Here is a 25,118-nt window from a genome sequence, read left to right as displayed (position 1 = left end):
TCAATAATCCAATTATTGAGAGGTGGTCGGTTTGAATTATTCCTTGAACAATTCAGAGCGCTTAAAAGGATTTTGCCAGCTTGGTGAGCACTCCCACGGAGGAAGGCATTACATCACCGGCATCCAGCGCCGCCGCCAATCCCAGACTAAAACCGTGCCTGAATGCTTTGCGTACTTCCGCGTAACCCGAAAATTGCGTTCGGTTACCGAACTGCTTTTGAGTCGAAAATGTGCCATAATTCATTGAATATGTTAGTTTTAGGAGGGTTGACCATGATTTGGAGCTGGCCGACGCCGCGCCGTGGAAGGCCAGTAGTCTATTGTTGATAAAATATTCCTGCTCGTTCCTTGGTAAATCGCCTTTTCCGTCCAATGTGGTGGTGATCAGCGGCATTCCAAGCGCCTGGCCATGGTACGACCAGCCTTCGCGGTAGATATAATTATTGTAATAATCCTCGTAACCCAGCAGTCCGAGCCTTTTCACGGCGTCGGCTGCCTGGTTTTTGGTGTAAACTGTTTCAAATACGACCTTTTTGAGGCGAAAACGTTCATTATCCGGGCTTTTCGAGGTAAAACTGATACCATTCAGTCCATCAGCGGCATTGGCCAGGTGTTTCAGGCCATCCTTGTCGAAAAAGTTCTGACGGTAGACCATAATGGTCATGGAGGGCGTATCGTAGGTAAGTCCCAAATCCAGCGAACCGAGGTGGTTGCCGACTTGTGAATATTCGAACCGTTTGCTTAAAACAACGTAGGTATATTCCTCCCAGGGAGAAAGCGTGAACTCGTTTTTGGAGAAAATTTTCTTGTTGTTTCCCCACTGCACATTGTCGTTCAGCCCTGCGTAAACTTTCAATTTTGATGAGGGAGTCCCAAACCGAAGATAGAGTGATTTCTGGTGCAGATAGGTTTTCGCTTCATTTACCTGGCGGTATGGAAAATGGATAGGCAGGGTGCCCATCCAGCCATGTGAATAGCTTCCCTTGACAGCAATAAATTTTTTAAGAATTGGGATACTGTAAAATTCTGGAACGGAGAGCTCTATTTTAGGAACACCCAATGCATTGCCGGAAACGGAGAAGCTGCCCGATGAGAGCAATGTATCGGCCAGCCCGATGGTTTCCCGGTACCGTCCGCCGCGAATTTGGAAGGCGCCGAGCTTTACTTTGCCATAACCTTGAATGAGTAACGCATTTACCCGGTTCCCCGCATTTAGCCGACCTTCAAAACCGGCGCCCCAGTCGAAAAAGCGATTTTTGGAAGAACTATAACTTTTTTCTGCTTTGGCGGTGAACCCGGCAGCCACACCGGAAAGCGGGACGCTTCCAAACTGGTTACTGCGCATCCAGAATGGGACGACATCATTGGAAGTGACGGATCCCTCGGCTTGAAGACTAAATTTTAATGAAGCATTCTGTGAAAAGCCCGGAAGGCAGAATAATACAAAAAAAAGTAGTAATAGGCTTATTTTCATTAAGATAACGTTGAGTCTTACCCAAATATAGGAAACTAGGCGGCATTGTTAAGGCATCCAACTAGTTTTATGGCAAAATTTGTCAAATTGTTAACATGTGGTTAATCCGCCACATTTAGGTCCGGCTCAACGTTTCCTGATGCTGCCACAAGTCCTGAAACACGGGACTGTTCCGGTAAAGATCATCGAATGTGCCCTCGTCTATCAGGTAGCCGTCGCGGAGAATGTACACGTAGTCGAATTTAGCCAGCAAGTGAAGGCGGTGCAGGGTCGATACCACTGCTTTGCCGCGAAACTCCGCAAACATCTTATCATAAATCATCGCCTCCGTCTTCGGGTCAATGCTGCTGGTAGGCTCGTCGAGAAGTACGATGTCGCTTGTGCGCGCCGCGAGGATGCCGCGTGCGAGGGCGAGGCGTTGCTTTTGTCCGCCGGAGAGGTTCACACCCTTTTCCTGGATGCTGGATTCGAGGCCTTTCGGCAGTTTGTCGACCACATCGGCGAAATGCGCGGTTTCGCAGACTTGCATAATGTCGCTGTCCTCGAAGGGCAGGCCGAGGGTGATGTTGTAGGCAATCGTGTTTTCAAAAATTTCAGGGTCCTGCGGGAAGAGCGTTACCTGGTCGGCGAGCATTTCGATGGCGGCTTCGTTTTGGCCGTCGACGGTTACTTTCACGTCCTTTTCGAGTTGATACAGGCCTCTCAGCAATGCGAGGAGCGTACTTTTACCGCTGCCGCTTTCGCCGATGAATGCAATGCGCTGGCCGCGTCGAATGCGGATATCGAGGCCGTGGAGACTGTGGCCCTGGCTTTTGGCGTCATAGACCTCGCCGTGTGAGAAATTGAGGTTGCTGATATGGATCTCCTGCCAGTTTTCGGGGAGGTCGCCGGCTTCGTCGACGCGGTGGTGCTCGCGGTAAGCCTCGCCGATGGCCCGGGCGGTTTGTACTTCGGTGTTGTAGCGGATGATCTCGGTGTACTGCCAGGCAATGTCCTGGAATACCGAAGTAAACTGGTTCACATAGCTCAGCAGGGTCACGAGTCCGCCCACGAGAAACACCTCGCCGGGTATATAGTGCTGGTATACATAGCCGATGGTAACCACAACGTAGATAATGCCGATGAATACGCTGGCCACGAACCATTTCCATTCGTTAATCGTAACCGATCGCCGGAAAGGTGGAAATACATCGGCGACTTTGTTCATCAGGCTGATTTTCATCCTTTTTTCAAGCCTTAATGTGATGACCGTGATGATGTTGGAAAGGCTGTCGAACAAGGTGGAAGAAACGACGTGCTCCTTCTCATTCGATTCGTCGAGTGCTTTGATGAATGGTTTATCAAATCGGAATATCACATACACATTAATGATGCCGATAAGCACGCCTATCGCACCGAAAAGTGGCGAAAACCAGATGATCGCGATGAACGAGAAGATGAATTTGGCAAATGCATGCAGGAACATGAAGCCGTTCTGGAAAAAGTCCTTCAATGCTTCATAGGCTTTGCGGATACGGTTGATCGTCGCGCCGCTGTGGTGGTCCTGGTGCCAGCGGATGGGCAAATGCAATGCCTGGTGATACAGTTCGTCGAGGAAGTTGCGGCTCAGGTCGAATGCCAGTTTGCGCTCCATCACACGTGCGGGCCCGTGGAACGCCCATTCGAGCAGGACCAGGCCCAGGTATGCACCCCCGTACACCCACACGTTGCGCAAGGTGCCTTCCGCATCCTGTTGAATGGACTGGATAAACCAGCCGTACAGCAGCGGGTGGGCCGCCAGCACGAGGTTGGCCATCACAAACATTCCGTAGACGAGCAGGTAGCGGCCGCGTTGTTGCCGGGCATAGCGCCAGGCGGTGGCAAGCAGGGATAAGTAGGGGTTTTTCATGCTAAAACTGATGGTTGCGGGAGCCGCGGAGCGTTACCCGGCTCATTACAACCACAAAATGCGTCCGAAGGTTGCCCTCCGGTGGGTAAACTTTATGTGAAGAATCAGTAGTTTTTGGGTGTTTGCGGTTTACTTACTCGTTAACCGATTTTCACAAACCACCTTTTTGAACTAACAAACCGGAATTTTTATGAAAAGACTAATGCATGTTTTTTGCAGCGCCGTTTTGCTGAGCATTGCCCTTGGAATTTCTGCACACGCACAGGACGGGTGGATCAGCCTGTTCAATGGAAAAGATTTAACCGGTTGGAAAATCGGGGCGAATGCGAGCTCCTTTTCGATCGAGGACGGTACCATTAAAGTGGCCGGGCCGCGTGCGCACCTTTTTTATGAAGGACCTATCAAGAACCATATGTTCAAGAATTTCGAGTTCAAGGCGCAGGTGAAAACGACACCGGGCTCGAACTCCGGAATTTTCATTCACACTACCTACCAGGAGGACGGCTGGCCGTCGCAAGGCTATGAAGTGCAGGTGAACCAGTCGCATACCGACTACAAGCGCACCGGCAGCCTTTATAATGTGGTTGATGTGAAGGAAACTTACGTGAAAGACAATGAGTGGTATACCGAATACGTGAAAGTGGAAGGCAAGCATATTACCATTAAGATCAACGACAAAGTGGTAGTGGATTACGAAGAAACCGACGTGGACAAACGCCAGGGCGAAATGAAGAATAAATTCCTGAAACAAGGTACATTTGCATTGCAGGCGCACGATCCGAAGAGTGTGGTGTATTACAAAGACATTCAGGTTCGTCCATTGACCGAGTAAAAGCATTCGCTTCCCATGGAAGAAGAAGTACATTTTGAATCGATACTGGAACGCCTCCCCAAAAAGGGAGGCGAATTTTATATGATGGTACCCGACGAAGTGGCCGCGCAGTTCACCGAGGGGCGTAAGCCCGCGCGTGTGCGTTGCGTGATCAACGGTATGGTGCATTTCCAATGCGCGATCCGGCCGAAGGGTGGGGGAGGCTTCTATATTAATGTGGCGACGCAACTGCGCCAGCAGGGAAAATTGGTTTTAGGCCAAAAGCTCCACGCGACTGTCCGGAAAGACGACAGCGAATACGGCCGCGATATGCCGGAAGAATTACAGGAATTGTTAGCCCAGGACGAAGAGGCGAACCGCCTTTTTCAGCATGCCAAGCCCGTGAACCAGCGGGCCATTATCCACTACATTGCCAGCGCAAAATCCGTCCAGGTGCGCATCGATCGGTCTATTATGATGACCGACAGGCTGAAAAACGGGCGCATCGTGTAAGGTTTGGTCAGGCGTTGCCAGGTGTTGTCAGGGATCACTACGCCTGACTAAAAATGCCTACACCTGACATAATCCTTTCACACCTTTCTTGTCGTTTTAGCACTAATTGGTTATATTTGTTCAAATCGAGCGGTTTGCTGACTGGGAAAATCAAGGTCAGCTATATCTATAACATGTCTGTAAATCAACGGATTTGCAGATTTTAAAAGCTGAATTTTGAATTTCAACGAATTTGAACTCCACGAAGACGTGCTAAACGCCGTGGATTCCATGAACTACCAACAGGCAACGCCTATCCAGGAGCAGGCTATACCACACATTCTCAGCGGCAAAGATTTGCTCGCCTGCGCACAAACGGGAACCGGCAAAACGGCCGCGTACCTGATCCCCATTCTCGACAAAGTAGCCCACGAGGCCAACGAACACACCGGTGCATTGATTTTGGTGCCTACCCGCGAATTGGCCGTGCAGATCGACCAGCAGATTCAAGGGCTGGGGTATTTCGTCGGAGCTACCAGCATTGCCGTGTATGGCGGTAACAAAGGCCCCGAGTGGGACCAGCAGAAAAAGGCATTGACACAGGGTGCCGACATTATCATCGCAACCCCGGGTCGGCTTATTGCGCATTTGCAGCTCGGCTACGTGCATTTCCGCGACTTGCGGCATCTGGTCCTCGACGAGGCCGATCGTATGCTGGATATGGGTTTCCTGGGCGATATCCTGAAAATTATGAGCTATCTGCCGAATGAAAGGCAGACATTGATGTTCTCGGCCACTATGCCTCCCAAAATCGGCGACCTGGCAAAGCGCATTCTGAAAGACCCCGAGGAGATCAGGCTTGCCGTTTCCCGTCCTGCCGACCGGATCGACCAGCAGTTTTACCTTGCCAGGGACGAGCAGAAGCTGCCGTTGCTGATGCATTTGCTGAAAGGCGTTGAAAATATCAGCATGGTGTTGTTTACTTCCCGCAAATCCAACGTGGAGCCGATCGTGCGCGCATTGCGCAAACTGGGCCTCGGTGCGCATGGTATTTCATCTGATTCCGAGCAGGGCGAACGTGAAATTGTACTGCGAGATTTCAAGAACCGGCAGTTTCCGATTCTTGTAGCGACCGACGTCTTATCCCGCGGCATAGATATTGATAATCTCAGCCATGTAGTGAACTACGATGTCCCCCGCGACCCCGAGGATTATGTGCACCGTATAGGGCGTACAGCACGCGCCGAATCAAAAGGCACAGCCATGACGTTCATCAATGAGCACGATCAGAAATATGTTTTGAAGATCGAAAGGCTTTTTGAGAAGGAATTGGAGAAGAAATCCGTCACCGCAGAACTGGGACTGGGCGAGGCTCCTGTATTCGAGCCGCCACGTTTTCGTTCGGGAGGGCGTAGTAATAACAAGAACAAAAAGAAAAAAGGTGGACCGGCAACGCCTTCCGCGAGAAAACCACATCGCGAAGGCAAACCCCAGGACACTTCCGGCGTAACAACGGGTGCCGTAGAAACGGCTCCCGAGGCAGCAGTCGACGGACAGTCGCCTTCGACCAAGCCGAAGCGCAGGAACAAGCGGAGGAGACCTAAAAAGGATCAGCCGAAAACCGTAAACCCCAGTGAGGTACAGGCCTCTTGAATCAGAGTTGGTCAGACGTGAGCATTGTTTGTTTTGCTTATTCGTCATGAAAGAACTTAAATTACGTACACTTGGACCGTTTGATAGATTGGATAAGGAATTATAAATTCAGCGTATCCGATCCTCCCATCATTACGATGGAGGGCTTGTTTTCGCTGTTGTTGCTCTTGCTTCTGAGCTTGCTTGCGGTATTTTTCCACCTTATCCGCATACTTTTCAACTCCCCGGTTGATTTTTCGCTCGATTGGAACCTCTTTCTGAGTTGGATACCGCTCATAATTGCCTTCTTTGCAGATAATCTCACAAAGCGTTTCGGGCATATTCCGGTAATGCTGGGCATTCTCAGCATTGCCTGGCTGGCATTCTTCCCGAATGCGCCCTATATGATCACCGATCTCGCGCACCTCACCGTTGATTACCAGCGTGATCTGACGTGGCACGACATCATTATGCTGTTCTCGTATGCCGAAGTGAGCCTTTTCAATGGGCTGGTGTCGCTCTACTGGATCCACCGCTCATGGCGGCGGGTGTTCGACCGGAAGACGGCCAATACCTTGCTGCTCGTCAGCCTGCCGCTTGCGGGCTTTGGCGTGTACCTCGGCCGCGTACGCCGCATGAACAGTTGGGACATCATTCACGAGCCGAGGGCGATCTTCGACAATCTCATCGAAAGCCTGCTGGATCGCACAGCCTGGGTATTTGCGATGGAAATCGGGATGCTGTTGGGGATATTATACCTCGTACTGTGGGGAGTGATACGTTTCCGGATCAGGCATTCGAAGAAGAATACCGAACCCGAAAATCATTAATTATTGATCACGTTATTGAAATTTTAGGAGCCGGCAATGGTAAGTGCAAAGTTTTTACATTTGATTTTTGAATAGCATCGGATGGAACCTTTGCAGATTTTATACCGGAGGGAAAGTCTAGTTGCCATCAATAAACCCAACGGCCTGCTCGTACACCGGTCACCCATCGCCAGTGATGCCGATGTGTTCGCTGTGCAACTCCTGCGCGACCAGCTGGGCCAAAAAGTATACCCCGTCCACCGTCTCGACCGCAAAACCTCCGGTGTGTTACTATTCGCCCTGGACGAAGCCACTAACAGTGAAATGCAGCGCAAATTCATGGATGGCGAGATCAACAAAACCTATCATGCCATTGTGAGAGGTTACACCCCGGATACCGGTGAAGTCGACTATCCATTAAAACGGGACGACGGCGTGACGCAGGACGCGCTGACCTACTACGAGACATTAACGCGGGCCGAGGTGCCGTTTGCTATCGGAAAGCATCCCACATCGCGCTACTCGCTCGTAAAGCTAAACCCCGCCACGGGTCGGATGCATCAGCTTCGCAAGCACATGGCGCACATCCTGCACCCGATCATCGGCGACCGCCCGCACGGATGTAACAAGCAGAACCGCTATTTCAAGGAGCATTTGAATTTAATGCAGATGATGCTGCATGCGGTGTCGCTGGAATTCGAACATCCCGTAACGAAGGAACCCGTGACGATCGAGGCGCCTTTTCAGGCGGAGTTTTTGAGGATGCGTGAGGTATTGCTATTGAAGTGAATAACTTTTGGTATCGGCCATTGCCTTAACTTTCATATTTCTTGTTTTCAAAAACCCAGGTTTCTTGGTAAGGTCAACAAGACTCACAAAATGCTTGACGTTAAAGCGCTCCATCAGCATCCGCCGGTGATATTTGAACTCGATCATCGAGATGTTCAGGTTATCCGCGATGGTTCTGAATGGCTCGTCCCGGGAAAGCGCTTCGAGGATCGCCCGTTCGATGCTCGACAGGTAGTCTGCGGATGGCGTTCCGGTGGAAATTCCGACCGATAATATTTTCTGGACGTCTTCGGATAAAAACAAATTACCCTTTCGAACCTGCGCAATGGCCGTTATGAGCTCCTGGGATGGGCAGGTCTTGGTCAGGAATGCTTTTGCGCCGAGCCTCATGTAACTACGTATCAGCCAGTCGTCATTCAGCGACGTGAGAATAATCACTTTCGTGTCGGCGGAAACAGCGCGGAAGAGGGCGTCGACGCCTTTATCGTACTTGCCGTAGAAAGACAGCTCGGAAATGACGATGTCGGGCGCATAATCGTTTTTGCGCGCAACAAAATTTTCAATGGAAGTATAAGTATCTACACGTTCGACCGCGGGCAATGCATTCAGCAAATTGATTTTTAATGCCTCGGTAAAGATCAGATGGCTGTCGATTAATGCTATTTTCATTTTTGGAGGGTGTTAACGGCAGGGCAGATGCCTGCCAATGGACGGAATAGTCGGTTTTCGCATGCGGTTAGCCGCTCGTACAGCAGTACGGCATACTATATCACATGTCTGAATCTGTAAATCGATAATTGTGACTCGTTACAACGAGAAAGAAGGCTGTCGAAGACTATGCCGTTTCAGTGAGTCGGGCTGGCAGAAATAAAGGGCGTCGTGGGACCTTTTGCAGGAGCCAGCCATGAGGCGCGGTCAGTAAGTTGTTTGTTCGTGTCATCTTGATATTTCTTAACGTTGAGTGCAAAAATGTATCAGTTCTATGCCTGTCATAGCAGTTTGAGATAGAACTTCCAGGCTGAAACTATAAAACAAACTTTATTATCACAAATACACGATTTAACGTATAGTGTCACAAAAGTTAGATTTATTTAAAAATTTATACTAATTGATTAGATATTGCTATGTAGAGGAATTTTGAACAAAAGGCATTATCTCAGTGGATGGCTGGTCGTGTCACCGCCAACGTTGTTGCAATGTAGTACGGGTTCTATGTCGTTGTGTTTCAGAACGAATCTCGTGCGTGGATGCGCGCTAAAAAGACTTTTACAGCTGTAACCGATGGATAATAATCGTGTAGAATGTAATATCAGTTTTATAGCTTCTACGAATTAGGTCACTACATTCATATCGGTTTTACTCAACGATAGAAGGAAGGGGATCTTGCGTCATGCAGATCCCCGTTTTATTTCTAGTCGGCGCTGCCAAGCCCGGGCCGGAATTTCACCACCTTGTTGCTTTGCGGTTTCACAGTTTGCAAATACGCGAAGATCGCTCTCAGATCACTCTCCTTCATTCCGGCATACATTGTCCATGGCATAGGCGTATTCATTTCGTTCGGACCTATTTTGTGCGGTTTGTAGCTGGAATCGGCGTAAGGTTTGAACCGCTGCACGAATGCGTCGGCAGTCCAGGCGCCGATGCCGTTGGTTTTGTCGGGTGAAATGTTAGCCGAGGTGGTAATGCCGTTTGGCATAATAAACTCCATTCCCCCGCCAAATTCGGTACCCGGTACTTTTTCGCCCTTTTCCCGTTTGCTATGGCATTCTATGCAGCTTGCCGCCGTAGCCACGTACCGGCCATAAGCTACCTGGTCGGTTTCGGAGGGCCGCTGGGTGAGGTTGGCTTTGGCAGGCATTGTATTGATGAGAATGTTGACCGGGAAATCGTATACCGGTTCGTCGATGTCGTGCTGCACGGGTGCGAGCGTGCGTATGTAGGAAATGAGGCTGTAAATATCTTCCTGGTCGAGCTGGCCGTAGTTCAGGTAGGGCATAATAGGGAACAATGCGCGGCCGTCGCGGCTGGTACCGGTAGTGATGGCGCGAAAAACTTCGCCGTCGGTCCATTTGCCAATGCCGTAGGGCGTGATGTTTCGGGCATAAAACACGCCGGGGAAGCCCATATCCCGACTGAAAAGCTCGCCGCCTCCGCCAAAATTGCCGCTGGCCAGCGGGGCCGAAAATAATGACCAGTCGCGGGTACTGTGGCAGTCCACGCATACCGCCACGTGGTTGGCGAGGTACTTGCCGCGTTCGATCCGCGCGGGTGTTTTTTCAATGGAAAGTACGGGCGCTTCGCCTACATCCGGCAGGGCTGTCTTAACATAGGCTGCGGCGACTGCGGCAACCAGGATAATGACAAGTAACAGTACGCCCACGATTTTGAGTAGCTTTTTCATAACAGAGGGGTGATAGAGATGGTGAATAAGAGGATTACGGATAAGGTACGACAATTCCCTTAAAGCTCAAATACTTAGTTATTTATAGAAAAAACAGGAGAAAATGTGTGCAACGTTTACATGCAACATTGTGTCTAAAACGCAAATCAATCCTGACTGCTGCCATGAAAAGAACCTTACTAGCAAGCTGCCTCGCGTTGCTGATGCTCTCCTGCTTTCACCGGGAGCCCGATCCATTTGTCGGCAATGAAAAATTCAATGGTACAGGTTACCGGCCGGTGTACAAAAGCCCTGATGAAATTGCGAAAGTGGAGGTGCAGGCAGCACAGGCGCTGAAAAAGCCAGGAAAAATCTACACGTTCGATCGCTACCTGTTCGTCAACGAGCTCGGCAAGGGCATTCACATCATTGACAACACCGATCCGAAAAAGCCGGAAAACCTTTCGTTTATCTCCATTTTGGGTAACTATGATATTGCCGTGAAGGACAATTGGCTGTACGCCGACAACCTCTCGAACCTGCTCGTGATCGACATCGCCGATCCCAGGGCGCCCAAGTTTACAAAGACCATCCCGAATGCCATTCCGGGTTACAACTACCCGCCGTTGACGGGCATTTACTTCGAATGCGCCGACCCGAAGAAGGGCATTGTGGTGGATTGGGAGAAGGTGGAAATGGAGAAGCAGCCCAATTGTTACAGGTAATCATTCAAAGAACATTCGTTTAGCTATGAAAAAGTTGATACCCCTCTTATTCCTCGGGCTCGCGGCGATCGGGCTGATGCTCCTGCTCAATGCCTGTAACGAAAATTCGGGCGACTCCGGACCCTCTCCTCAGACAGGTGCCGGCGGCTCTATGGCCCGGTTTGCGATCACTGATAACACGCTGTATATCGTCTCCAAGCAATCGTTGGAAGTATATGATATCAATGATGGCGGAAATCCGGCGAAAGCGGCCACCAGGAACCTGGGCGTCGGAATCGAAACGATTTTCCCCTATCAGAAAAACCTGTTTATCGGCGCTATGGATGGCATGTACATTTATAATAATGCTAAACCCAATGATCCCAAGTTTCTGACCAAATACACCCATGTGCTTTCCTGCGATCCCGTGGTGGTGCAGGGGCGGTACGCGTATGTGACGCTACGTACGGGCGTGAACTGCCGGCCGGGCGGCTCGTTCAGTTCGCTGGATGTGGTGGATATCAGCGATCCGGAGAAACCACAAATGGTAGGCAGCCAACGAATGGACTCGCCTTACGGATTGGGCGTATCGGGCAACAAGCTCTTTGTGTGCGAGGGAGATAGGGGCTTTAAGATGATGGACATTACCGATCCGAAAGCGCCCGTTCAGAAGCAATTCTTCCGGGACGTACCCGCCTACGACGTCATTGTGCGGAACAACCATCTGATCGTTACCGGTAATGGAGGCCTCTATCAATACAATTACGACGATTCGGACAGCATCACGTACCTCAGCAAGATCCCGGTTTTATGAGACGTGTCCTACCCGCCGTTTTTGCATTAATTTTCCCTGTTTGCAGCGCTTTCGCCCAGTTCGACGTGGAATCGGCGAAGCGGCATGTGATCATCAAGTACTCGCCGCTGCCGATGTATGACTTCGATAATACCATTCAGTTTGGCGTCGAGATACCGTTGGGCAAAGGCAACTTTGCATTGCAGGAAGACCTCGGTTACGGAAATTCCAGTTTCAATCTCTGGTTCGATGAAGATGACGACAGGCCCGAAAGGGACATTTACAAGAGCCGCACGCATTTGAAATGGTATTTTCTCGAACGGCGCAGGATGCGGGCTTACGTCGGTCCCGAAGTGCTGTATAAGAAAGTGGTATACCGCCAAAATCAGTGGATCGGCAGGGATTGTCAAACTGAGTTCGGCCCGTGTTCATTCTTTGAAAACAAGGACGTGCGGCAGGACAAGAACGTGTGGGCAGGGCACGCGCGGTTCGGCTGGCAGTTTATCACGCCCGGCCGTTTCATATTCGATGTCTTCGCAGGCGTCGGTTTCAGGAGCATCCACGTCAGGTCGAGAACGGCCGGCGTCGCCGACTGGGAGGTCCGTAATATGTACGACAACTGGGAAACTATCCGTGCCGGCCATTCGGACCTGCGCCCCAGCATGGTAGCAGGCTTCCATTTAGGCTTGGTTTTGGGAAAATACCGCAGGGAATGATTGTGTCATATTTTGACCTGTAATGTCAGGTAAAAGCCCCGCCCGTCGGATGGCAGAATTCCCGGACCGGGATACCCTGTTGCCCGGCGGGTGAAATACATTTCGTTGGTCAGGTTGTTGACGCTGCCTTCCGCCCGGAACCGCTTCCATTCGTACGACAGGCTCACATCCATGATCTTGTATGCCGGGATCAGCCCTACTACCGACGATACGCCGCCGTCCACCGCATTGGTCGCTTCGGAAAACTGGTCGGTGAGGTGCGTGAGCTGGAAAGAGCCCTTCAACTTTTTGTAACCCAGCCTCAGACCCGTTTTTAAATTGATTTTAGGAACAAATTCTACCTGGTTACCCTGCACACCGGGGATCTCACTGTGTTTGTATTCCGATTTGATGAATGCGACATTACCGAACAAAACGCCGCTCCAATCGGCATTTTCCGGCCGCGCGAGCCGCAGGAAATCAGCCTCCGCGTAAGATTCTACGCCCATGATAATGGCCTGGCCGACATTACTTCTCAGGCGCAGCACGCGGTTGCTCTCGTCATAAAACTGTACTTCGCCAATGCGGTTATCGTAGTTCAGGTAAAACAGACTCACATCGTAGTTGAACAGCGAAGTCTGGTGGCTGCGCACGCCGAGGTCGATCGAATAGCCTTTTTCATCCTTCAAATTCGGATCGATGACCGACGACGGGTTCGCAATGCGCATATCGCTGAACGTGATCGAGCGGTAGTTTTGTGAAATGTTGCCGTAAAGCTCCACTTTCTCGACGGGCTTGTAGCCAATGCCGACGCCGGCGAGCAGGAAATGCCGACCATTGGTGCGGTACTCGTCGGTCCTCGAAATATTGATCACATTACCCGCGAGGTCGCGTGCGATGTTGCCGTAGTAGCCGTCGGCGGTGGTTTTAATGTGTTCAAAACGCAGTCCGGGCGTAATGGACAGCTTGTCGTTGATGTAAAAGATGTTTTCTGCAAAAAGGGCAATGTTGCGGTTTGGGAAGCGGTAGTCGTAGGTAATGAACCGGTCGGGCTCTACGAATGTGAAATCGGCGTCTTTCCCTTTGGTACCGAGGCCCTGCAAGTTGTGGTTATAGCCATAATAATAGCGACCGCCCACGAGCAGTACCGACATTTTCTTGGCAATGGAATACCTTTTCAGGTAGCGTGCCTCTGCGCCCCAATTGGTGAAATCGCCTTTGATCAGGTCACGCTCACTGTTATCATCGATGGTTGCCACACGGTTGGGGCGGAAGCCGAGCGAGTACCGGTTGGCTGCCAGCCCGAAAATGCGCAGGTTGAACTCGTTACTGGCATTGAAACGGTGGTCGAAATGCACGGCGGCCATATTCCAGTTGACATTGAACCAGTTGCGCTCCCGGTTGGTTTGGCGCGGGTTATCCGCAAACATCGCGTCGGAAAGCCCGCCGGGCTGTTTGGCCAGGTAATGCATATGGGTAATGTCGAGGCCGATGCTGGTTTTTTCCGAAAGCTTGTAGTCGAGGTCGGTATAAAAAGTATAGTTGTTGAAACGCGAGTTTGCCCGCCAGCCGTCGGCTCTTTTGTATTGGAAAAAAGTGTAGTAGCTCAATTTGCCCACCGTTCCGCTGGCGCTGGTAAATGCATTGTAAAAACCGAAAGAGCCCACGCTCTGCCGCGCTACCACCTCGATTTTCTTGTCCTGAACCGGCTTTTTTATCATAAAATTTATCAGCCCGCCAAACTGCGTGCCGTATTGCAGCGAAGCCGCCCCGCGTACGATCTGTATTTTACCCACGGCCTCGATAGGTGGGGTGTAGTAGCTCTCGGGATAACCCAGGGCATCGGCGCTGATGTCGTGACCGTTCTGCCGCACATTGAAATTGGCCGTCCGGTTCGGGTCCAGGCCGCGACCGCCGATATTGAGCTGCAAGCCGCCGCCTTCATTTTCCCAGATATTCAACCCGGCGACGCGCGAGTAAACCTGCCGCGCATTGTTAGTCGACAGGTTGGCTACCAGCTGATCGGGCGTGATCACTTCCGATTTTTTGCCCTCATAAATCCCCATGCTCTCCACGCCGCGCAACCGCGAGAAACCGAAGTCGGCTGCTTTTTCCTTCACGGTCAGTTCGTTGAGGTTTTGCTCGGAGGAGGTCAGGTAAAGGTCGAAATGCAGGTCTTTTCCGCGTGCATTGAAATGCTTTTTCTCGATACGATAACCCGAAGCAGTGGTTTGAAGCGTATAGCTGCCGTTCGGGACCGACGCGAATGCAAACTTGCCCGTTTCATCGGTGACGGTAACCAGGTTTTCGTTCAAAAAAATGGTGCAGCCTTTGATCGCTGTGCTATCGAATTTGGAAAAAATGCGGCCCGACAGCCTTGTTTGGGCTGCGGAAATGCTGCAAACGAGGAGCAGAAGGGGTAAAAACTTAAAGACCTTTAATTTCATTGTTGAATGGGGTAATCCAGGATTTGTGTCGGAACGAGTCGTTTTGTTGTGCCAAATCCACGTCGGGGGCGATTAATGGTTTGCCGGTGCGTCCGTTCAGGGCTACGTACGAGTCCACGTACACGTGCGGTTGCGTGAATCCGTGCGCCGCGTAATGGTCGCGCAGCATATGGGCGTATTGCAGGATCATGTCGGGCTGTGTCGACATCATTTTTTCCTGCAAGCGCGTGAGAAAATCGTTATTGTTTACAATCTGACGTTTCCCGGTGGCGTCCGTGACGGTAAATTGCGTGTAACCCGCTTTTTCCATCAGCATAACCCTCCACGAAAAACGGTAGCCTTCCTCGGTCCAGAAAAGCTCGTTGGGGTAGAGCAGGTACCGGAATGGGAAGGTGATTTGGAATACAAAAAACAGTGCAAAAATGGCGTAAACGACAGGTTGCAGCCATACAGGGAACCGGTAATGAGCCGCAGACCTGATTGCGCCCGGGGGGAATGCGAGCAGCCGACCGACGCGGTCGATGATTTTCTGGTGAAATGCTGCCGGAAAAAATACGAGCGCCGTCACGATCATGATGTACGGAAACATGCCGATCGGAAAAAGCAGCGACGTGAGTAAATGAAACACTACCACGGATGCGTAAGCAAATGGTCTGGTGCGGTGGTTCCAGAGCAGGAAACCTACGCTCAGGTCATAAATACAGCCTATCCAGCTGAAAATGTAAGCCGTTTCCAAATGGTTGAAGAGCGGGCCGATCAGCGGCGTGTCGTTTTTGGCAGGTAACCAGATTTTCATCGGTAATGCTTCCAGCAGCCAGTCGCTGTTGAGTTTGGCGATGCCGGCGTAGCAATAGAGCATGCAAACGATCATGCGCACGCTATCGACGCACCAGGCGGGAACTTGCCCGGCGCGCAATGCTTCATTCCGCCGCGCATCTACCGAAAACAAGGTGTTTGCGGGCAGAAACACGAGCATGAAACAAAGCACGCTCACAAAATAGTAATGGTTGAGATAAGTGCTTTTGTCGATGAGCTCGATGTACGTGAAGCTCAGAAAAAGCGCAATCGATGCCAGCCGGTAATGCCAGCCGATGGCGACGAGCAACGCGGAAATGCCGCAAACCGCGAATAGCAGGTAAGTCGATTCGCCGAGTGGTTTCACAAATTCAAAACCATAGAATGGGAAGAAAAACCGCGGGCTGATATACAGCTCCCTGACCCACCCCAAAGCCACAAAACGGCCTGTGCTGATCGCCAGCATCAGGCCGAAAAGGGCCCTGAAAGCGGCCAAAGGGGCCGCCGAGGTATATTTTTGCAGATATGCCCGCATGGTTCGGTACTAGTCGCCGTCGTTGTCGGTGTAGGTGATGGTAATGCTCATGGCGGAAGTCATGTCGACTTTCAGCATGCGCACAGCCTTCTGCATTTCGGTGTACGTGTCTTTCATGGCCTGGTTGTTGGTTTTGACCTCTTCGTATAGGTTTGGTTTCAATACGCCTAGCTTCGCGGCTGCAACCTGAAATTGTGCATTAATGCTCTCAGTAAGCGGTTTGCCGGTACCGCTGTCCTTAGCGCCCAATGCATTCAGGTAGGATTTTATGCCCGGTCCGGCCTCGCCGGTGACTGCGTGCCTTCCGTTGAAGAAGTCGACGTATGCGCTATGGGCCGCTTGGGCGAGTATCTGGGACATGTTTTTGATGTATAATGCCTCCACTTTTTCTGGTGCCGGAATTCCGTTGGCCATTGCCCCAGATGGAATTCCAAATTTGCCTGATCGGATGTAACGCTCGTAATGCAGTACCAGGCCGTTGACCATCAGCGAGGTGGAAGAACCAATGTCCAGGCCGGTTTTGCTGACGAACGTATTCAGGTATTCGCCTTTCCATTCGCTCATTACCTTGCCCAGCAGCGACTCCATGCGTGCGATCACGCGCGTGATGTACGCGAGCTTTTTGGCGGCATCTTTATCGGTGGAGTATTGTGCTAAAATGGCCGTATCGTTGGCGCCGAGGCCGTTGATGAGGTAATCAAGTGCCGGGAAGCCCTGGGTAGGGTAGGATGCTGGTACTTCGAGGCTCGATGTAGGGTCGGTGATGTTGGCGGCAATGCCGGCTTCGCTGGCAGGATAGATGTTGAAGAAGTTACGGATCGTTTGCTTCTCGGCCGGACCAAAATCGAACAATTCCACGCGCTCCCAGGCTATGTACGCTTCCGCCCATGCATTACGGAACTCGCCCAAAGCCTGGGCGTCGGGCTTGGCGGTGAATGCTTTGGACTTTTCCGCCATCAGGTCGAATTTCGTTTTGAACTGATCGTAGGACGGAACGATAATGTTCTCGGCCAGGGCTTTGAGCATCACCGACCGGTCTTTCCCTTCGTCGGCAGGCTCGGGGCCGGGCTTATCGCTTCCGCTCGAACAGCCCAGGAAAAGCAATGTCAGCAGGAGCGCGAAGTACTTTTTCATCTTATCAGAGGTTAGTTTTTAAAACGACAAATGGTGAACCGGCAAAATGCCGATCCACCCGTTTGAAAAAAGATAATATGGGCTATTACAGCTTGAATTTCTTGGTGATTGCGTCGGAAGCTGCGTTGATTTTGTCGTTCGTCAGGTCCCAGAAACCGTTTGGAGAGCCGATCAGGCCCAGGAGGATTGCGTCGGAAAACGCAGCGTCGGCTCCGTTGACGCTCGCAAAACGGAGCGAGTAAATGAAGCCTAACCCTTCACCCATGGCGTGTGCGCGGGTTGCGTCGTCCGTACCGCTTTTCCACTTGCCGAGGTAACCCAGGGCGGCCGATGCGATTGCCTTCTCCATTTCAGTACGGATGAATGTCGCCTGCGTTTTCAGCTCCGTTTTATCATTATTCACGATCGCCACGCGGCCTTTCAGGAATGCTGTGTGGATTTTGGCGTAGCTGGCCTTGTTGTATTCCCACAGGTAAGATCCCAGGAACGACTCAGTCGCTTTTGCACCTTTGGCAGCATCCGTCGCGCCTTCGAGGAAAATCGGGTTCGGTGTCAGCAAACCGAATGCTTCATCCCAGTTGTGTTCCAGTGCAGTGTATTTTTTGCCTGAAACCAAAGTCTTATTGTCGGCTTCGAGGTTTTTGTCAAGCTGGATATTACCAATGTAGTCGAGCTGCAATGCACCGATAAGCCCTTTCTGAATGATCTGGGCGATTTCGATTCCCTTTGAATCCACCAGGTAGTTGCCGAGTTTGCCGGCCTTGCCTTTCTCAGCTTTCGCCTTCACGGATTTGCTGGCTTCCGCGATTTGCGTAAAGTAGGTTTCCAATGCAGCGCGATTGGTTTCCGCTTCTGCGGCAGATTTGGACGATGCCGTTATACTGCGAAGCTGAACACCTGAGGCATTCAGATCATTGCCATTCACCAAAACGGCGCCCGATTTGATGTCCTTGAACGGGTTACCACTATTCGCAAACAGGTTTTTCATCACCGTGGCGTCAAGCGTTGCCGAATCGCGTACTGCGCTGCCGAGGTAGTAGTTCAATGCCTGGAACATTCTGTAACGGTCGGTACCCGACTTCGTATCAGCAGTAGTATCCCCTTTGGCGTCGATGAAAAGGGCTTTGTAGGGCGTAGTAGGCGTTACTTTCGCATAGTCGATTTTTGTGCGAAGGTCTTGCTGTGCGGGAGGTGTCGGTTCGTCGTCATCTGAACAAGAGACAAGTCCGAACGCAACGACAGAGGCGAGCAGCATAGCCCGCAACTTGAAATTGTAGTGTAGCATTTGATCCAGTAAGCGTTTTTGTTAGGGATAACTGATCGGTTTATTTAGAATAATTATAAACCTTGGCAAACATAGATATTATTTAGAATTGGAACAAATTATAAGACTAAGAGCTAAAAAAAGTTTTCAGACAGGAAAAACAAAAAGGACATTCCTCTTTGAATGCGAGGCGTTTGGCCCGGCATTCCGAGGAATGTCCTTTTGTACTCACTAAATCCGAAGCGCTTGGATTAGCTTCCGCTTTCGGGCTTTTTCTTACTGTTAAATTTTTTCTCGGCGGTTTTGGCCTTTTCAAAATCCAGTACTACGCCATTGATGCAGTAGCGCAGGCCGGTAGGAGGCGGGCCGTCGTCGAAAACGTGCCCCAAATGCGATTTACAGCGGCCGCACATCACCTCGATACGGTGCATTCCCAGGCTGTTGTCCGCCGCTTCCACGATGGATTTCTTGCTGATCGGTTCGAAGAAACTTGGCCAGCCGCAGCCGCTTTCGTATTTGGCGTCGCTTTTGAAAAGTGGGTTGCCGCACACGGCGCAGTAAAATGTACCGATCTCTTTCGAATGCTCATACTCGCTGGTGAATGGCCGCTCGGTGCCTTTGAGGCGTGCCACGCGGTACACTTCCGGCGACAGGACTTTCTGCCAGTCGTCGTTGCTTTTTTTGACGGGCGCTGTTTCGGTACGCGAATATTCGGGTGCTTTGGCGGCCGGTTTGCCCTGGTCGGCAGAAGATTGCCCGTAGCAGTTTTGCAGCGTGAGGGCAAATATTCCCGCGATGGCGGCCATGAGGATGTTTTTCATGCGTTGTTAGATCTGATTTATCAAGATATACGATGAAAACACGCGTATCGGTCAAACAAATTCCCGCATTTAAATCACAATAAATGTTAATTAAATGAAGACAGACAAGTCGCGAACGCCCAGCTTACGCGCGGTCGTGAAGCCTTCGCCGTATTTCACGCCGACGGCATGGCCCATTTCCCGTGCGCGTGCGATGATGAATTGCAGGAATTCAGGAGAAGAAATGTAGCTCTGAGGCTCGCCTTCGCCCTTATACTCAGGTACGTGGAATTGGCTTTTGAATGCTTTGACGGCCTCAATCTTCCTGTCGTGAAAATCGGTAATGTCGACAATGAAGTCCGGATTGATATACCGGTCCTGAATGGCGTGGAAAACGTGTTTCGGACGCCATGCTTCCTGTTCGTCACCCTGCTCGTCGAATGTTTTGATCATGCGCAGACCAGAATAAAAGCTCGCTTCGGCTACGAGCGCCCCACCGCGGCCGTGATCCGGGTGGCGGTCGTCGATGGCATTGGTAATGACAATTTCGGGGCGGTATTTACGGATAAAAGGGATAATCGCTTTTTGATGTGCTTCGTCGTTTTTGAAGAAACCGTCAGCCAGGCCTACGTTTTCACGGACTTCTATGCCAAGAATACGAGCGGCATCGATACCTTCCTGAATACGGCCCTCGGGGGTGCCCCGGGTGCCCAGTTCGCCTCTTGTGAGATCGACAATACCAACTTTTTTACCCAGCGCCATTTGCGCGAGCAATGTACCGGCGCAGCACAGCTCCACGTCGTCGGGGTGGGCTGTGATGGCAAGAATATCTAATTTCATGATAGTTTCGGATTACTTAATGCGCAGTTTCTGTCCGATCCGCAACGTGGTGCGGGTCGACATACGATTTTTGCGGGCAATGGATGAAATGCTTACGCCGTAACGTGAAGCGATGGAGCCCAGGGTATCACCCGAGCGTACTTTGTGCAAAATGGAACGGGAATAGGCCTTGGGGGCGTCGCCCGCCTCAAACTCGCCCTTGCTGGATTTGCCGCGAATATGGCTCCAAGCAGAGCTGGTGAGTAGAAAATGGTCGGATTTGATAGCGGTACCCGGCCAGTCGAAAATATGCTCGGGATCGAAGGGATTGCCTTCGTAACGGTTTTCATAATGCAAATGGGAACCCGAGCTGCGACCGGTATTTCCTCCCAAGCCAATCACTTCACCCGCCTTCACCAACTGGCCCGACTCGACCATTTGTTTGGAAAGGTGCCCATAAAGGGTTTCCAGACCATTATAATGCCTCACTACCACAAACCGTCCGTAACCGCTGCCGTCCCAGGCCACGATCCGCACCATACCGTCGTAAGTACTACGAACGGAGTCGCCCGTTTCAAGGTCGAGGTCGGTACCATTGTGCCAGCGGCCCCAGCGGTAGGCAAAATGCGAGGTAACAGGTGTCTTATCCAACGGAACAGACCACATGCGGTTGGCCGCCTGGTCGTATAGTTTGAGGTCTACCGGCTCGTCAAAATCTTCCGCTTTGAGGCCGTAGGGGTTAATCGTGCGGGCGTCCCAGATCACGTAATATTCGGCAGCCTTTACCCATTCATCCGCTACAAGCACAGAATCTTCGGCGATCACTACTTCGGTTTCCCCTTCGTCAATGGTGGTGGTATCTTCATTCACGACGGGGTTCAGCGGTTTGACCGGCTCGAACTGGCTCTGGAATTTGAGGTTGGAGGTTTCTACCTCGTATTCGTCCTCAGGCTGAGGCGTGGCTTTGGTGGTTGGGCCCTCGTTGGCATTGTTGCCCGACTGGTTGATCTTGGGGTTTCTTCGGAATTTTCCTCGCTCTTGCGCTTGCGTGTTCCAGGAGATCAGACACACGGCCATTAGCAAACAGACAATAAGCTTTACTTTCATAAGTATAATACCAAATCAGACTACGCTGGTGGTTAGTATCCAGCGTAGCCTGATCCTTTTAGGGGTTGTGCGATTGATTTTAAGCGGCTTCTTCTTCGATAATAACGTCCACTTCCCGTTCCACAAGGAATCTTTCAGCATCCAGTGCCGCCATACAACCTGTTCCCGCGGCGGTAATGGCCTGGCGGTAGACATTGTCCTGAGCATCACCGCAAGCGAATACGCCTTTGATGTTGGTGCAGGAGCTTCCTTTGATGGTCTGGATATAACCGGTTTCGTCCATGTTGACATAACCTTTGAAAATATCCGTGTTCGGTTTGTGGCCAATCGCAACAAAGAAACCGGTTGCTTCCAAAAGTTGCTCCTCGCCCGTTTTATTATTTTTAACCAATACCGATTCCAGCCCTTCCTCACCGTTCAGTTTCACGGTGTCGGTGTTCCAGAGGATTTCGATATTCGGTAATGTTTCCAAACGTTTCTGCATGATCTTCGACGCGCGCATTTCATCGCGGCGAACGAGCAGGTATACTTTGCGGCAAAGTTTTGCCAGGTAGCTAGCTTCTTCGGCGGCCGTATCGCCGGCACCTACTACTACCACGTCCTGGTTACGGAAGAAGAAACCGTCGCAAACCGCACAGGCGGATACGCCGCGGCCATTCAAACGTTCTTCGCCTTCCAGCCCAAGCCATTTGGCAGAGGCACCTGTTGAAATAATGACAGCATCGGCGGTGATCTCGTGCTTGTTGTCGATGATCACTTTATGCGGGTAACCCGTGAAATCAACAGAAGTAGCGAGGCCGTAACGGACGTCGGTACCAAAGCGTTTAGCCTGTTTTTCAAAGTTGATCATCATTTCAGGGCCGGTAATGCCGTCGGGGTAGCCCGGGTAGTTGTCAACTTCTGTGGTGATGGTCAGCTGGCCACCCGGTTGGGCGCCCTGGTAAAGTACTGGATTCAATCCCGCGCGGGATGCATATATGGCGGCTGTGTAACCGGCAGGGCCGGAGCCGATAATTAAGCAAGAGACTTTCTCGGATGACATGTTAATATAAAACTACTGTTAATGACGATTGTTCTATGGATTAGCTGGGTTTTCCAGCGGTGCCAGGTAAGGCAAATCTTCGTGTGTGAAAGTGAATTTTGCCTTTCTGTACCTGTTGGTACAACAAAGGCAGACTGACAAAAGTGCAAAATTTCAGCCCGTTATGCAAATGCATTTACAGGATGCGCCACTCGATTCTTCGGTTTTTCTGCCGGTTTTCATCCGAATCGTTGGGCGCTTTGGGGGTTGTTTCGCCATAACCTTTGGCCAAAATCCGGTCCGCCGCAATTCCCGACTGTTGCAGATAATATTGTACCGACTGCGCCCGGCGTTGCGAAAGCGCCATATTCTCGGTGTCGGAGCCCACGTCGTCGGTGTGGCCGGATATTTCAATTTTAATGGTTTTGTTCTTGTTCAGAAAGTCGCCCAGCTTGTCGAGCTCTACTTTTGATTTGTCGTCGAGGACATATTCTCCTGTTTTGAAGAAAATATTATTCAAAACCTCCACACGGTCCTTCTCGATCGCTTCCAGCGGGATTTCAAGGTCTATAAACGATTGCTCATTATCAACCGAAAATGAAAGGCTTTTAAACAGATAACCCGGTTTTGAAACATAGAATGCATATTCACCACCATTGTTCAAAACCGCCAGAAAAGAGCCATTCTGACTATCGGAAGTAAATGAACCGACTTTTGTCTGTGTTTTCAGGTCAAAAAGATCGATGTCCGAAGCCAGTACCGTCCCTGTTTTCTTGTCAAAAACTTTACCCTTCGCATACCGCGCAGGCGTGATGATCTTTTGCAGCGATTCGGGTACCCGGAAAGTATAGATCAATGAGCGCCCGCCGCCTTTTTCCGTATTGTCATCAGTATAATAGGCATTCTCGCCATTGGACGCGATAAACAAACCTACCTGGTCGGAAACCGTATTAATGGGATAGCCGATATTGGAAGGCGCCGACCATACCGTATCTGTTTTTTGGGAAATAAAAATATCGAAACCGCCCATTCCCGGCAGGCCGTTGGAAGAATAGAATAATGTGCGGCCATTGGCATGAATGAACGGTGCATTCTCGTCGTCGGAGGTGTTGATCATCGGGCCGAGGTTTTTGGGCGCGGTCCATTGCTTTTTGTCGTCCAGGTGCGTCACCCAGATATCGCGCTTACCCACGCCTCCCTTGCGATCGGACGCGAAATAGAGCATGTGCCCGTCCGCGGAAAGCGATGGCTGCGATTCCCATTCACGTGAATTCACCTCTTGCCCGAGGTTGGTGGGCTGGCTCCATTCCTTTCCTACTTTATGGGAAATGTACAAATCGCAGCTTCCATGGCCATCGGGTCGGTTGCAGGCTGTAAACACGAGCGTGCGGCCGTCGGCGGAAACCGTGCAGGTACCTTCATTATTGGTGGTATTAATCGCTTTGGAAATTTCCTCGGGTACGTCCCAACCGTCGCCTTTAATGCGGTTGGTAAAATAGATATTCTCGTCGCGGTTTTCGGTTAACCCGGTGAAAATCAATGTCTCGTCGTCGGCGGTCATCACCGGGAAATACTGTGTTCCGAGGAAATTCACCGTGTCGCCCATTGATTTTTTCTCGATAGGAAGTGGGTTTTTGACCGCCTGCTGTGCAAACTTCGACGATGCCACCGACTTTTCCGCCAGCCTGCCCAAACTGGATTTGGCAGGAAACAATGCAAATGCCTTTTCGAAGTAAAACTGCGCCGAATCATAGCGCTGCACATTGAAATGGTCGCGACCGATCCATTGTAATGCCGGTGCGGATTGTGGCGCATCGGGTCGCAGACTGATGGCCTTGTAGTAATGCTTGCGAACCAGATCGGGTTTTCGTTGCAGTTCATTCACCTGCGCCAGCCGCAGATGCGTATCGTAGCTGTTTGGTTCTATTTCGAGCACTTTTTCGAAGAGCTCGGTCGCTTCGGGAAGCCGTCTTTCCTGCCAGGCTTTTTGTGCCTTTTCGTATACTTCCCGGGCTTTTCTGGATAATGTAACGTCCTGAGCTGAAACGGATTGGAGGGTAAAAAGGCTTATTGCGAAGCAGAAAAGAATAATCCGGTGCATTATGGAATGTTCATAAACTTGTGAGTTTGTAACGACATTTTCCATTTGGGATTGTCTTTGATATAGTCAATTATCAAAGGCAACATCGCGTCCTGCTTACTCCATTCGGGTTGGAGCAGGAGCGTACAATCGGGCGAGACTTTGGCTGCATGTTCCTCTGCGAATTCGAAATCGCTTTTATTATATATGATCGCTTTCAGCTCGTCGGCATTTTTGTAAATGTCGGGATGCGGCGTTTTGAATTTTTTGGGAGAAAAACACACCCAATCCCAATGCCCCGTAAACGGATATACCCCCGAAGTTTCGATATTGGTTTTGAAGCCTGCCTCTTGCAATGCGCCAGTCAGCTCGTCGAGATTGTACATCAATGGCTCCCCACCGGTGATTACCGCCAAACGACCGGCATACTGCAATGCGCCTTCCACGATGGCATCGATATTGAATTTGGGATGAATACTCGCATCCCACGATTCCTTCACGTCGCACCAGTGGCAGCCTACATCGCAGCCGCCGAGGCGGATGAAATACGCGGCTCGACCGCTGTGCTGGCCTTCACCCTGCAGGGTGTAGAAGGCTTCCATCACCGGAAGTTCAGAGGTAACGATGGGCAAAGTTTCGGTAAGCAAAA

The 25,118-nt window shown here is 50.9% G+C and carries 22 protein-coding genes; 8 read left to right on the top strand and 14 right to left on the bottom strand.

What is annotated here, in order from left to right; all coding sequences use genetic code 11:
* Positions 1-61: 61 nt before the first annotated feature.
* Positions 62-1,474 carry a capsule assembly Wzi family protein gene (locus tag BLQ88_RS04140; protein ID WP_090146983.1) on the bottom strand — a complete coding sequence of 471 codons (1,413 nt, stop codon included), beginning with the start codon at positions 1,472-1,474 and terminating at the stop codon, positions 62-64.
* A gap of 115 nt (positions 1,475-1,589) precedes the next feature.
* Positions 1,590-3,362 carry an ABC transporter ATP-binding protein gene (locus BLQ88_RS04135; RefSeq protein WP_090146981.1) on the bottom strand — a complete coding sequence of 591 codons (1,773 nt, stop codon included), beginning with the start codon at positions 3,360-3,362 and terminating at the stop codon, positions 1,590-1,592.
* A 190-nt stretch (positions 3,363-3,552) separates the two neighbouring features.
* Here BLQ88_RS04135 and BLQ88_RS04130 point away from each other — a divergent pair, with 190 nt between their 5' ends.
* The 5 genes from BLQ88_RS04130 (at position 3,553) to BLQ88_RS04110 (ending at position 7,895) form a co-directional block, all read left to right on the top strand.
* Positions 3,553-4,194 (top strand): 3-keto-disaccharide hydrolase, encoded by a 642-nt coding sequence (locus tag BLQ88_RS04130; protein WP_176884882.1) that lies wholly within the window; start codon positions 3,553-3,555, stop codon positions 4,192-4,194.
* Positions 4,195-4,209: 15 nt separating this feature from the next.
* Positions 4,210-4,686 carry a YdeI/OmpD-associated family protein gene (locus BLQ88_RS04125; RefSeq protein WP_090146978.1) on the top strand — a complete coding sequence of 159 codons (477 nt, stop codon included), beginning with the start codon at positions 4,210-4,212 and terminating at the stop codon, positions 4,684-4,686.
* Positions 4,687-4,902: 216 nt separating this feature from the next.
* Positions 4,903-6,318 carry a DEAD/DEAH box helicase gene (locus tag BLQ88_RS04120; protein ID WP_090146976.1) on the top strand — a complete coding sequence of 472 codons (1,416 nt, stop codon included), beginning with the start codon at positions 4,903-4,905 and terminating at the stop codon, positions 6,316-6,318.
* Positions 6,319-6,389: 71 nt separating this feature from the next.
* Positions 6,390-7,127, top strand: a complete 738-nt coding sequence (locus BLQ88_RS04115; protein ID WP_229212566.1) for a DUF1361 domain-containing protein — start codon at positions 6,390-6,392, stop codon at positions 7,125-7,127.
* Positions 7,128-7,208: 81 nt separating this feature from the next.
* Positions 7,209-7,895 (top strand): pseudouridine synthase, encoded by a 687-nt coding sequence (locus BLQ88_RS04110; protein ID WP_090146974.1) that lies wholly within the window; start codon positions 7,209-7,211, stop codon positions 7,893-7,895.
* Here the strand turns inward: BLQ88_RS04110 and BLQ88_RS04105 are convergent.
* Both BLQ88_RS04105 and BLQ88_RS04100 read right to left on the bottom strand, forming a co-directional pair.
* Positions 7,884-8,564 carry a response regulator transcription factor gene (locus BLQ88_RS04105; RefSeq protein WP_090146972.1) on the bottom strand — a complete coding sequence of 227 codons (681 nt, stop codon included), beginning with the start codon at positions 8,562-8,564 and terminating at the stop codon, positions 7,884-7,886. The two genes, BLQ88_RS04110 and BLQ88_RS04105, sit on opposite strands and share 12 nt — an antisense overlap.
* A 742-nt stretch (positions 8,565-9,306) precedes the next feature.
* Complete coding sequence (locus BLQ88_RS04100) at positions 9,307-10,296, bottom strand: c-type cytochrome (RefSeq protein WP_090146970.1); 990 nt, start codon at positions 10,294-10,296, stop codon at positions 9,307-9,309.
* A gap of 164 nt (positions 10,297-10,460) precedes the next feature.
* Here BLQ88_RS04100 and BLQ88_RS04095 point away from each other — a divergent pair, with 164 nt between their 5' ends.
* Genes BLQ88_RS04095 through BLQ88_RS04085 form a run of 3 tightly spaced genes read left to right on the top strand, consistent with a single transcriptional unit; the run spans position 10,461 to position 12,488 of the window.
* Positions 10,461-11,000, top strand: a complete 540-nt coding sequence (locus BLQ88_RS04095) for an LVIVD repeat-containing protein (protein WP_229212565.1) — start codon at positions 10,461-10,463, stop codon at positions 10,998-11,000.
* A gap of 25 nt (positions 11,001-11,025) precedes the next feature.
* Positions 11,026-11,793, top strand: coding sequence for an LVIVD repeat-containing protein (locus BLQ88_RS04090; RefSeq protein WP_090146968.1), 768 nt, complete (start codon positions 11,026-11,028; stop codon positions 11,791-11,793).
* Positions 11,790-12,488 carry a hypothetical protein gene (locus BLQ88_RS04085; RefSeq protein WP_090146966.1) on the top strand — a complete coding sequence of 233 codons (699 nt, stop codon included), beginning with the start codon at positions 11,790-11,792 and terminating at the stop codon, positions 12,486-12,488. Before BLQ88_RS04090 ends, BLQ88_RS04085 begins: the two co-directional genes overlap by 4 nt.
* Positions 12,489-12,493: 5 nt before the next feature.
* Here the strand turns inward: BLQ88_RS04085 and BLQ88_RS04080 are convergent, their stop codons facing one another.
* From BLQ88_RS04080 to BLQ88_RS04035, 10 genes are all read right to left on the bottom strand, one after another.
* Positions 12,494-14,914 carry a TonB-dependent receptor domain-containing protein gene (locus tag BLQ88_RS04080; protein WP_090146965.1) on the bottom strand — a complete coding sequence of 807 codons (2,421 nt, stop codon included), beginning with the start codon at positions 14,912-14,914 and terminating at the stop codon, positions 12,494-12,496.
* Positions 14,895-16,244 (bottom strand): HTTM domain-containing protein, encoded by a 1,350-nt coding sequence (locus BLQ88_RS04075; RefSeq protein WP_090146963.1) that lies wholly within the window; start codon positions 16,242-16,244, stop codon positions 14,895-14,897. The genes BLQ88_RS04080 and BLQ88_RS04075 overlap by 20 nt, the downstream gene beginning before the upstream one ends.
* A gap of 9 nt (positions 16,245-16,253) precedes the next feature.
* Positions 16,254-17,378, bottom strand: coding sequence for an imelysin family protein (locus BLQ88_RS04070; protein ID WP_090146961.1), 1,125 nt, complete (start codon positions 17,376-17,378; stop codon positions 16,254-16,256).
* A gap of 85 nt (positions 17,379-17,463) precedes the next feature.
* Positions 17,464-18,663, bottom strand: a complete 1,200-nt coding sequence (locus BLQ88_RS04065; RefSeq protein ID WP_229212564.1) for a DUF4856 domain-containing protein — start codon at positions 18,661-18,663, stop codon at positions 17,464-17,466.
* Between the two features lie 230 nt (positions 18,664-18,893).
* A complete protein-coding gene (msrB, locus tag BLQ88_RS04060; protein WP_090146958.1) occupies positions 18,894-19,463 on the bottom strand; it encodes a peptide-methionine (R)-S-oxide reductase MsrB in 570 nt (189 codons plus the stop codon).
* Between the two features lie 90 nt (positions 19,464-19,553).
* On the bottom strand, positions 19,554-20,282 hold the full coding sequence (bshB1, locus tag BLQ88_RS04055) for a bacillithiol biosynthesis deacetylase BshB1 (protein ID WP_090146956.1): 729 nt from the start codon (positions 20,280-20,282) through the stop codon (positions 19,554-19,556).
* 12 nt (positions 20,283-20,294) lie between these two features.
* Positions 20,295-21,368, bottom strand: coding sequence for a M23 family metallopeptidase (locus BLQ88_RS04050; RefSeq protein WP_090146955.1), 1,074 nt, complete (start codon positions 21,366-21,368; stop codon positions 20,295-20,297).
* Positions 21,369-21,447: 79 nt separating this feature from the next.
* Positions 21,448-22,410, bottom strand: coding sequence for a thioredoxin-disulfide reductase (gene trxB / locus BLQ88_RS04045; RefSeq protein ID WP_090146953.1), 963 nt, complete (start codon positions 22,408-22,410; stop codon positions 21,448-21,450).
* Between the two features lie 175 nt (positions 22,411-22,585).
* Positions 22,586-24,490: an OmpA family protein gene (locus BLQ88_RS04040; protein WP_090146951.1), complete on the bottom strand. Its 1,905-nt coding sequence runs from the start codon at positions 24,488-24,490 to the stop codon at positions 22,586-22,588.
* A complete protein-coding gene (locus tag BLQ88_RS04035) occupies positions 24,490-25,071 on the bottom strand; it encodes a 7-carboxy-7-deazaguanine synthase QueE (protein ID WP_176884891.1) in 582 nt (193 codons plus the stop codon). The genes BLQ88_RS04040 and BLQ88_RS04035 overlap by 1 nt, the downstream gene beginning before the upstream one ends.
* Between the last annotated feature and the right edge of the window lie 47 nt (positions 25,072-25,118).

This window comes from Dyadobacter soli (assembly GCF_900101885.1).
GTDB lineage: Bacteria > Bacteroidota > Bacteroidia > Cytophagales > Spirosomataceae > Dyadobacter > Dyadobacter soli.
Note: the sequence above shows the minus strand (reverse complement) of the source record. Positions and strands in the feature narration are given on the sequence as shown.

What these genes read in the sequence shown, in the direction of transcription:
- bshB1 (WP_090146956.1), bottom strand. Translation starts at nt 20,282, where the DNA reads ATGAAATTAGATATTCTTGCCATCACAGCCCACCCCGACGACGTGGAG.
- BLQ88_RS04040 (WP_090146951.1), bottom strand. Translation starts at nt 24,490, where the DNA reads ATGCACCGGATTATTCTTTTCTGCTTCGCAATAAGCCTTTTTACCCTC.
- BLQ88_RS04140 (WP_090146983.1), bottom strand. Translation starts at nt 1,474, where the DNA reads ATGAAAATAAGCCTATTACTACTTTTTTTTGTATTATTCTGCCTTCCG.
- BLQ88_RS04095 (WP_229212565.1), top strand. Translation starts at nt 10,461, where the DNA reads ATGAAAAGAACCTTACTAGCAAGCTGCCTCGCGTTGCTGATGCTCTCC.
- msrB (WP_090146958.1), bottom strand. Translation starts at nt 19,463, where the DNA reads ATGAAAAACATCCTCATGGCCGCCATCGCGGGAATATTTGCCCTCACG.
- BLQ88_RS04130 (WP_176884882.1), top strand. Translation starts at nt 3,553, where the DNA reads ATGAAAAGACTAATGCATGTTTTTTGCAGCGCCGTTTTGCTGAGCATT.
- BLQ88_RS04050 (WP_090146955.1), bottom strand. Translation starts at nt 21,368, where the DNA reads ATGAAAGTAAAGCTTATTGTCTGTTTGCTAATGGCCGTGTGTCTGATC.
- BLQ88_RS04105 (WP_090146972.1), bottom strand. Translation starts at nt 8,564, where the DNA reads ATGAAAATAGCATTAATCGACAGCCATCTGATCTTTACCGAGGCATTA.
- BLQ88_RS04125 (WP_090146978.1), top strand. Translation starts at nt 4,210, where the DNA reads ATGGAAGAAGAAGTACATTTTGAATCGATACTGGAACGCCTCCCCAAA.
- BLQ88_RS04100 (WP_090146970.1), bottom strand. Translation starts at nt 10,296, where the DNA reads ATGAAAAAGCTACTCAAAATCGTGGGCGTACTGTTACTTGTCATTATC.
- BLQ88_RS04135 (WP_090146981.1), bottom strand. Translation starts at nt 3,362, where the DNA reads ATGAAAAACCCCTACTTATCCCTGCTTGCCACCGCCTGGCGCTATGCC.
- trxB (WP_090146953.1), bottom strand. Translation starts at nt 22,410, where the DNA reads ATGTCATCCGAGAAAGTCTCTTGCTTAATTATCGGCTCCGGCCCTGCC.
- BLQ88_RS04070 (WP_090146961.1), bottom strand. Translation starts at nt 17,378, where the DNA reads ATGAAAAAGTACTTCGCGCTCCTGCTGACATTGCTTTTCCTGGGCTGT.
- BLQ88_RS04065 (WP_229212564.1), bottom strand. Translation starts at nt 18,663, where the DNA reads ATGCTACACTACAATTTCAAGTTGCGGGCTATGCTGCTCGCCTCTGTC.
- BLQ88_RS04075 (WP_090146963.1), bottom strand. Translation starts at nt 16,244, where the DNA reads ATGCGGGCATATCTGCAAAAATATACCTCGGCGGCCCCTTTGGCCGCT.
- BLQ88_RS04090 (WP_090146968.1), top strand. Translation starts at nt 11,026, where the DNA reads ATGAAAAAGTTGATACCCCTCTTATTCCTCGGGCTCGCGGCGATCGGG.
- BLQ88_RS04035 (WP_176884891.1), bottom strand. Translation starts at nt 25,071, where the DNA reads ATGGAAGCCTTCTACACCCTGCAGGGTGAAGGCCAGCACAGCGGTCGA.
- BLQ88_RS04085 (WP_090146966.1), top strand. Translation starts at nt 11,790, where the DNA reads ATGAGACGTGTCCTACCCGCCGTTTTTGCATTAATTTTCCCTGTTTGC.
- BLQ88_RS04080 (WP_090146965.1), bottom strand. Translation starts at nt 14,914, where the DNA reads ATGAAATTAAAGGTCTTTAAGTTTTTACCCCTTCTGCTCCTCGTTTGC.
- BLQ88_RS04110 (WP_090146974.1), top strand. Translation starts at nt 7,209, where the DNA reads ATGGAACCTTTGCAGATTTTATACCGGAGGGAAAGTCTAGTTGCCATC.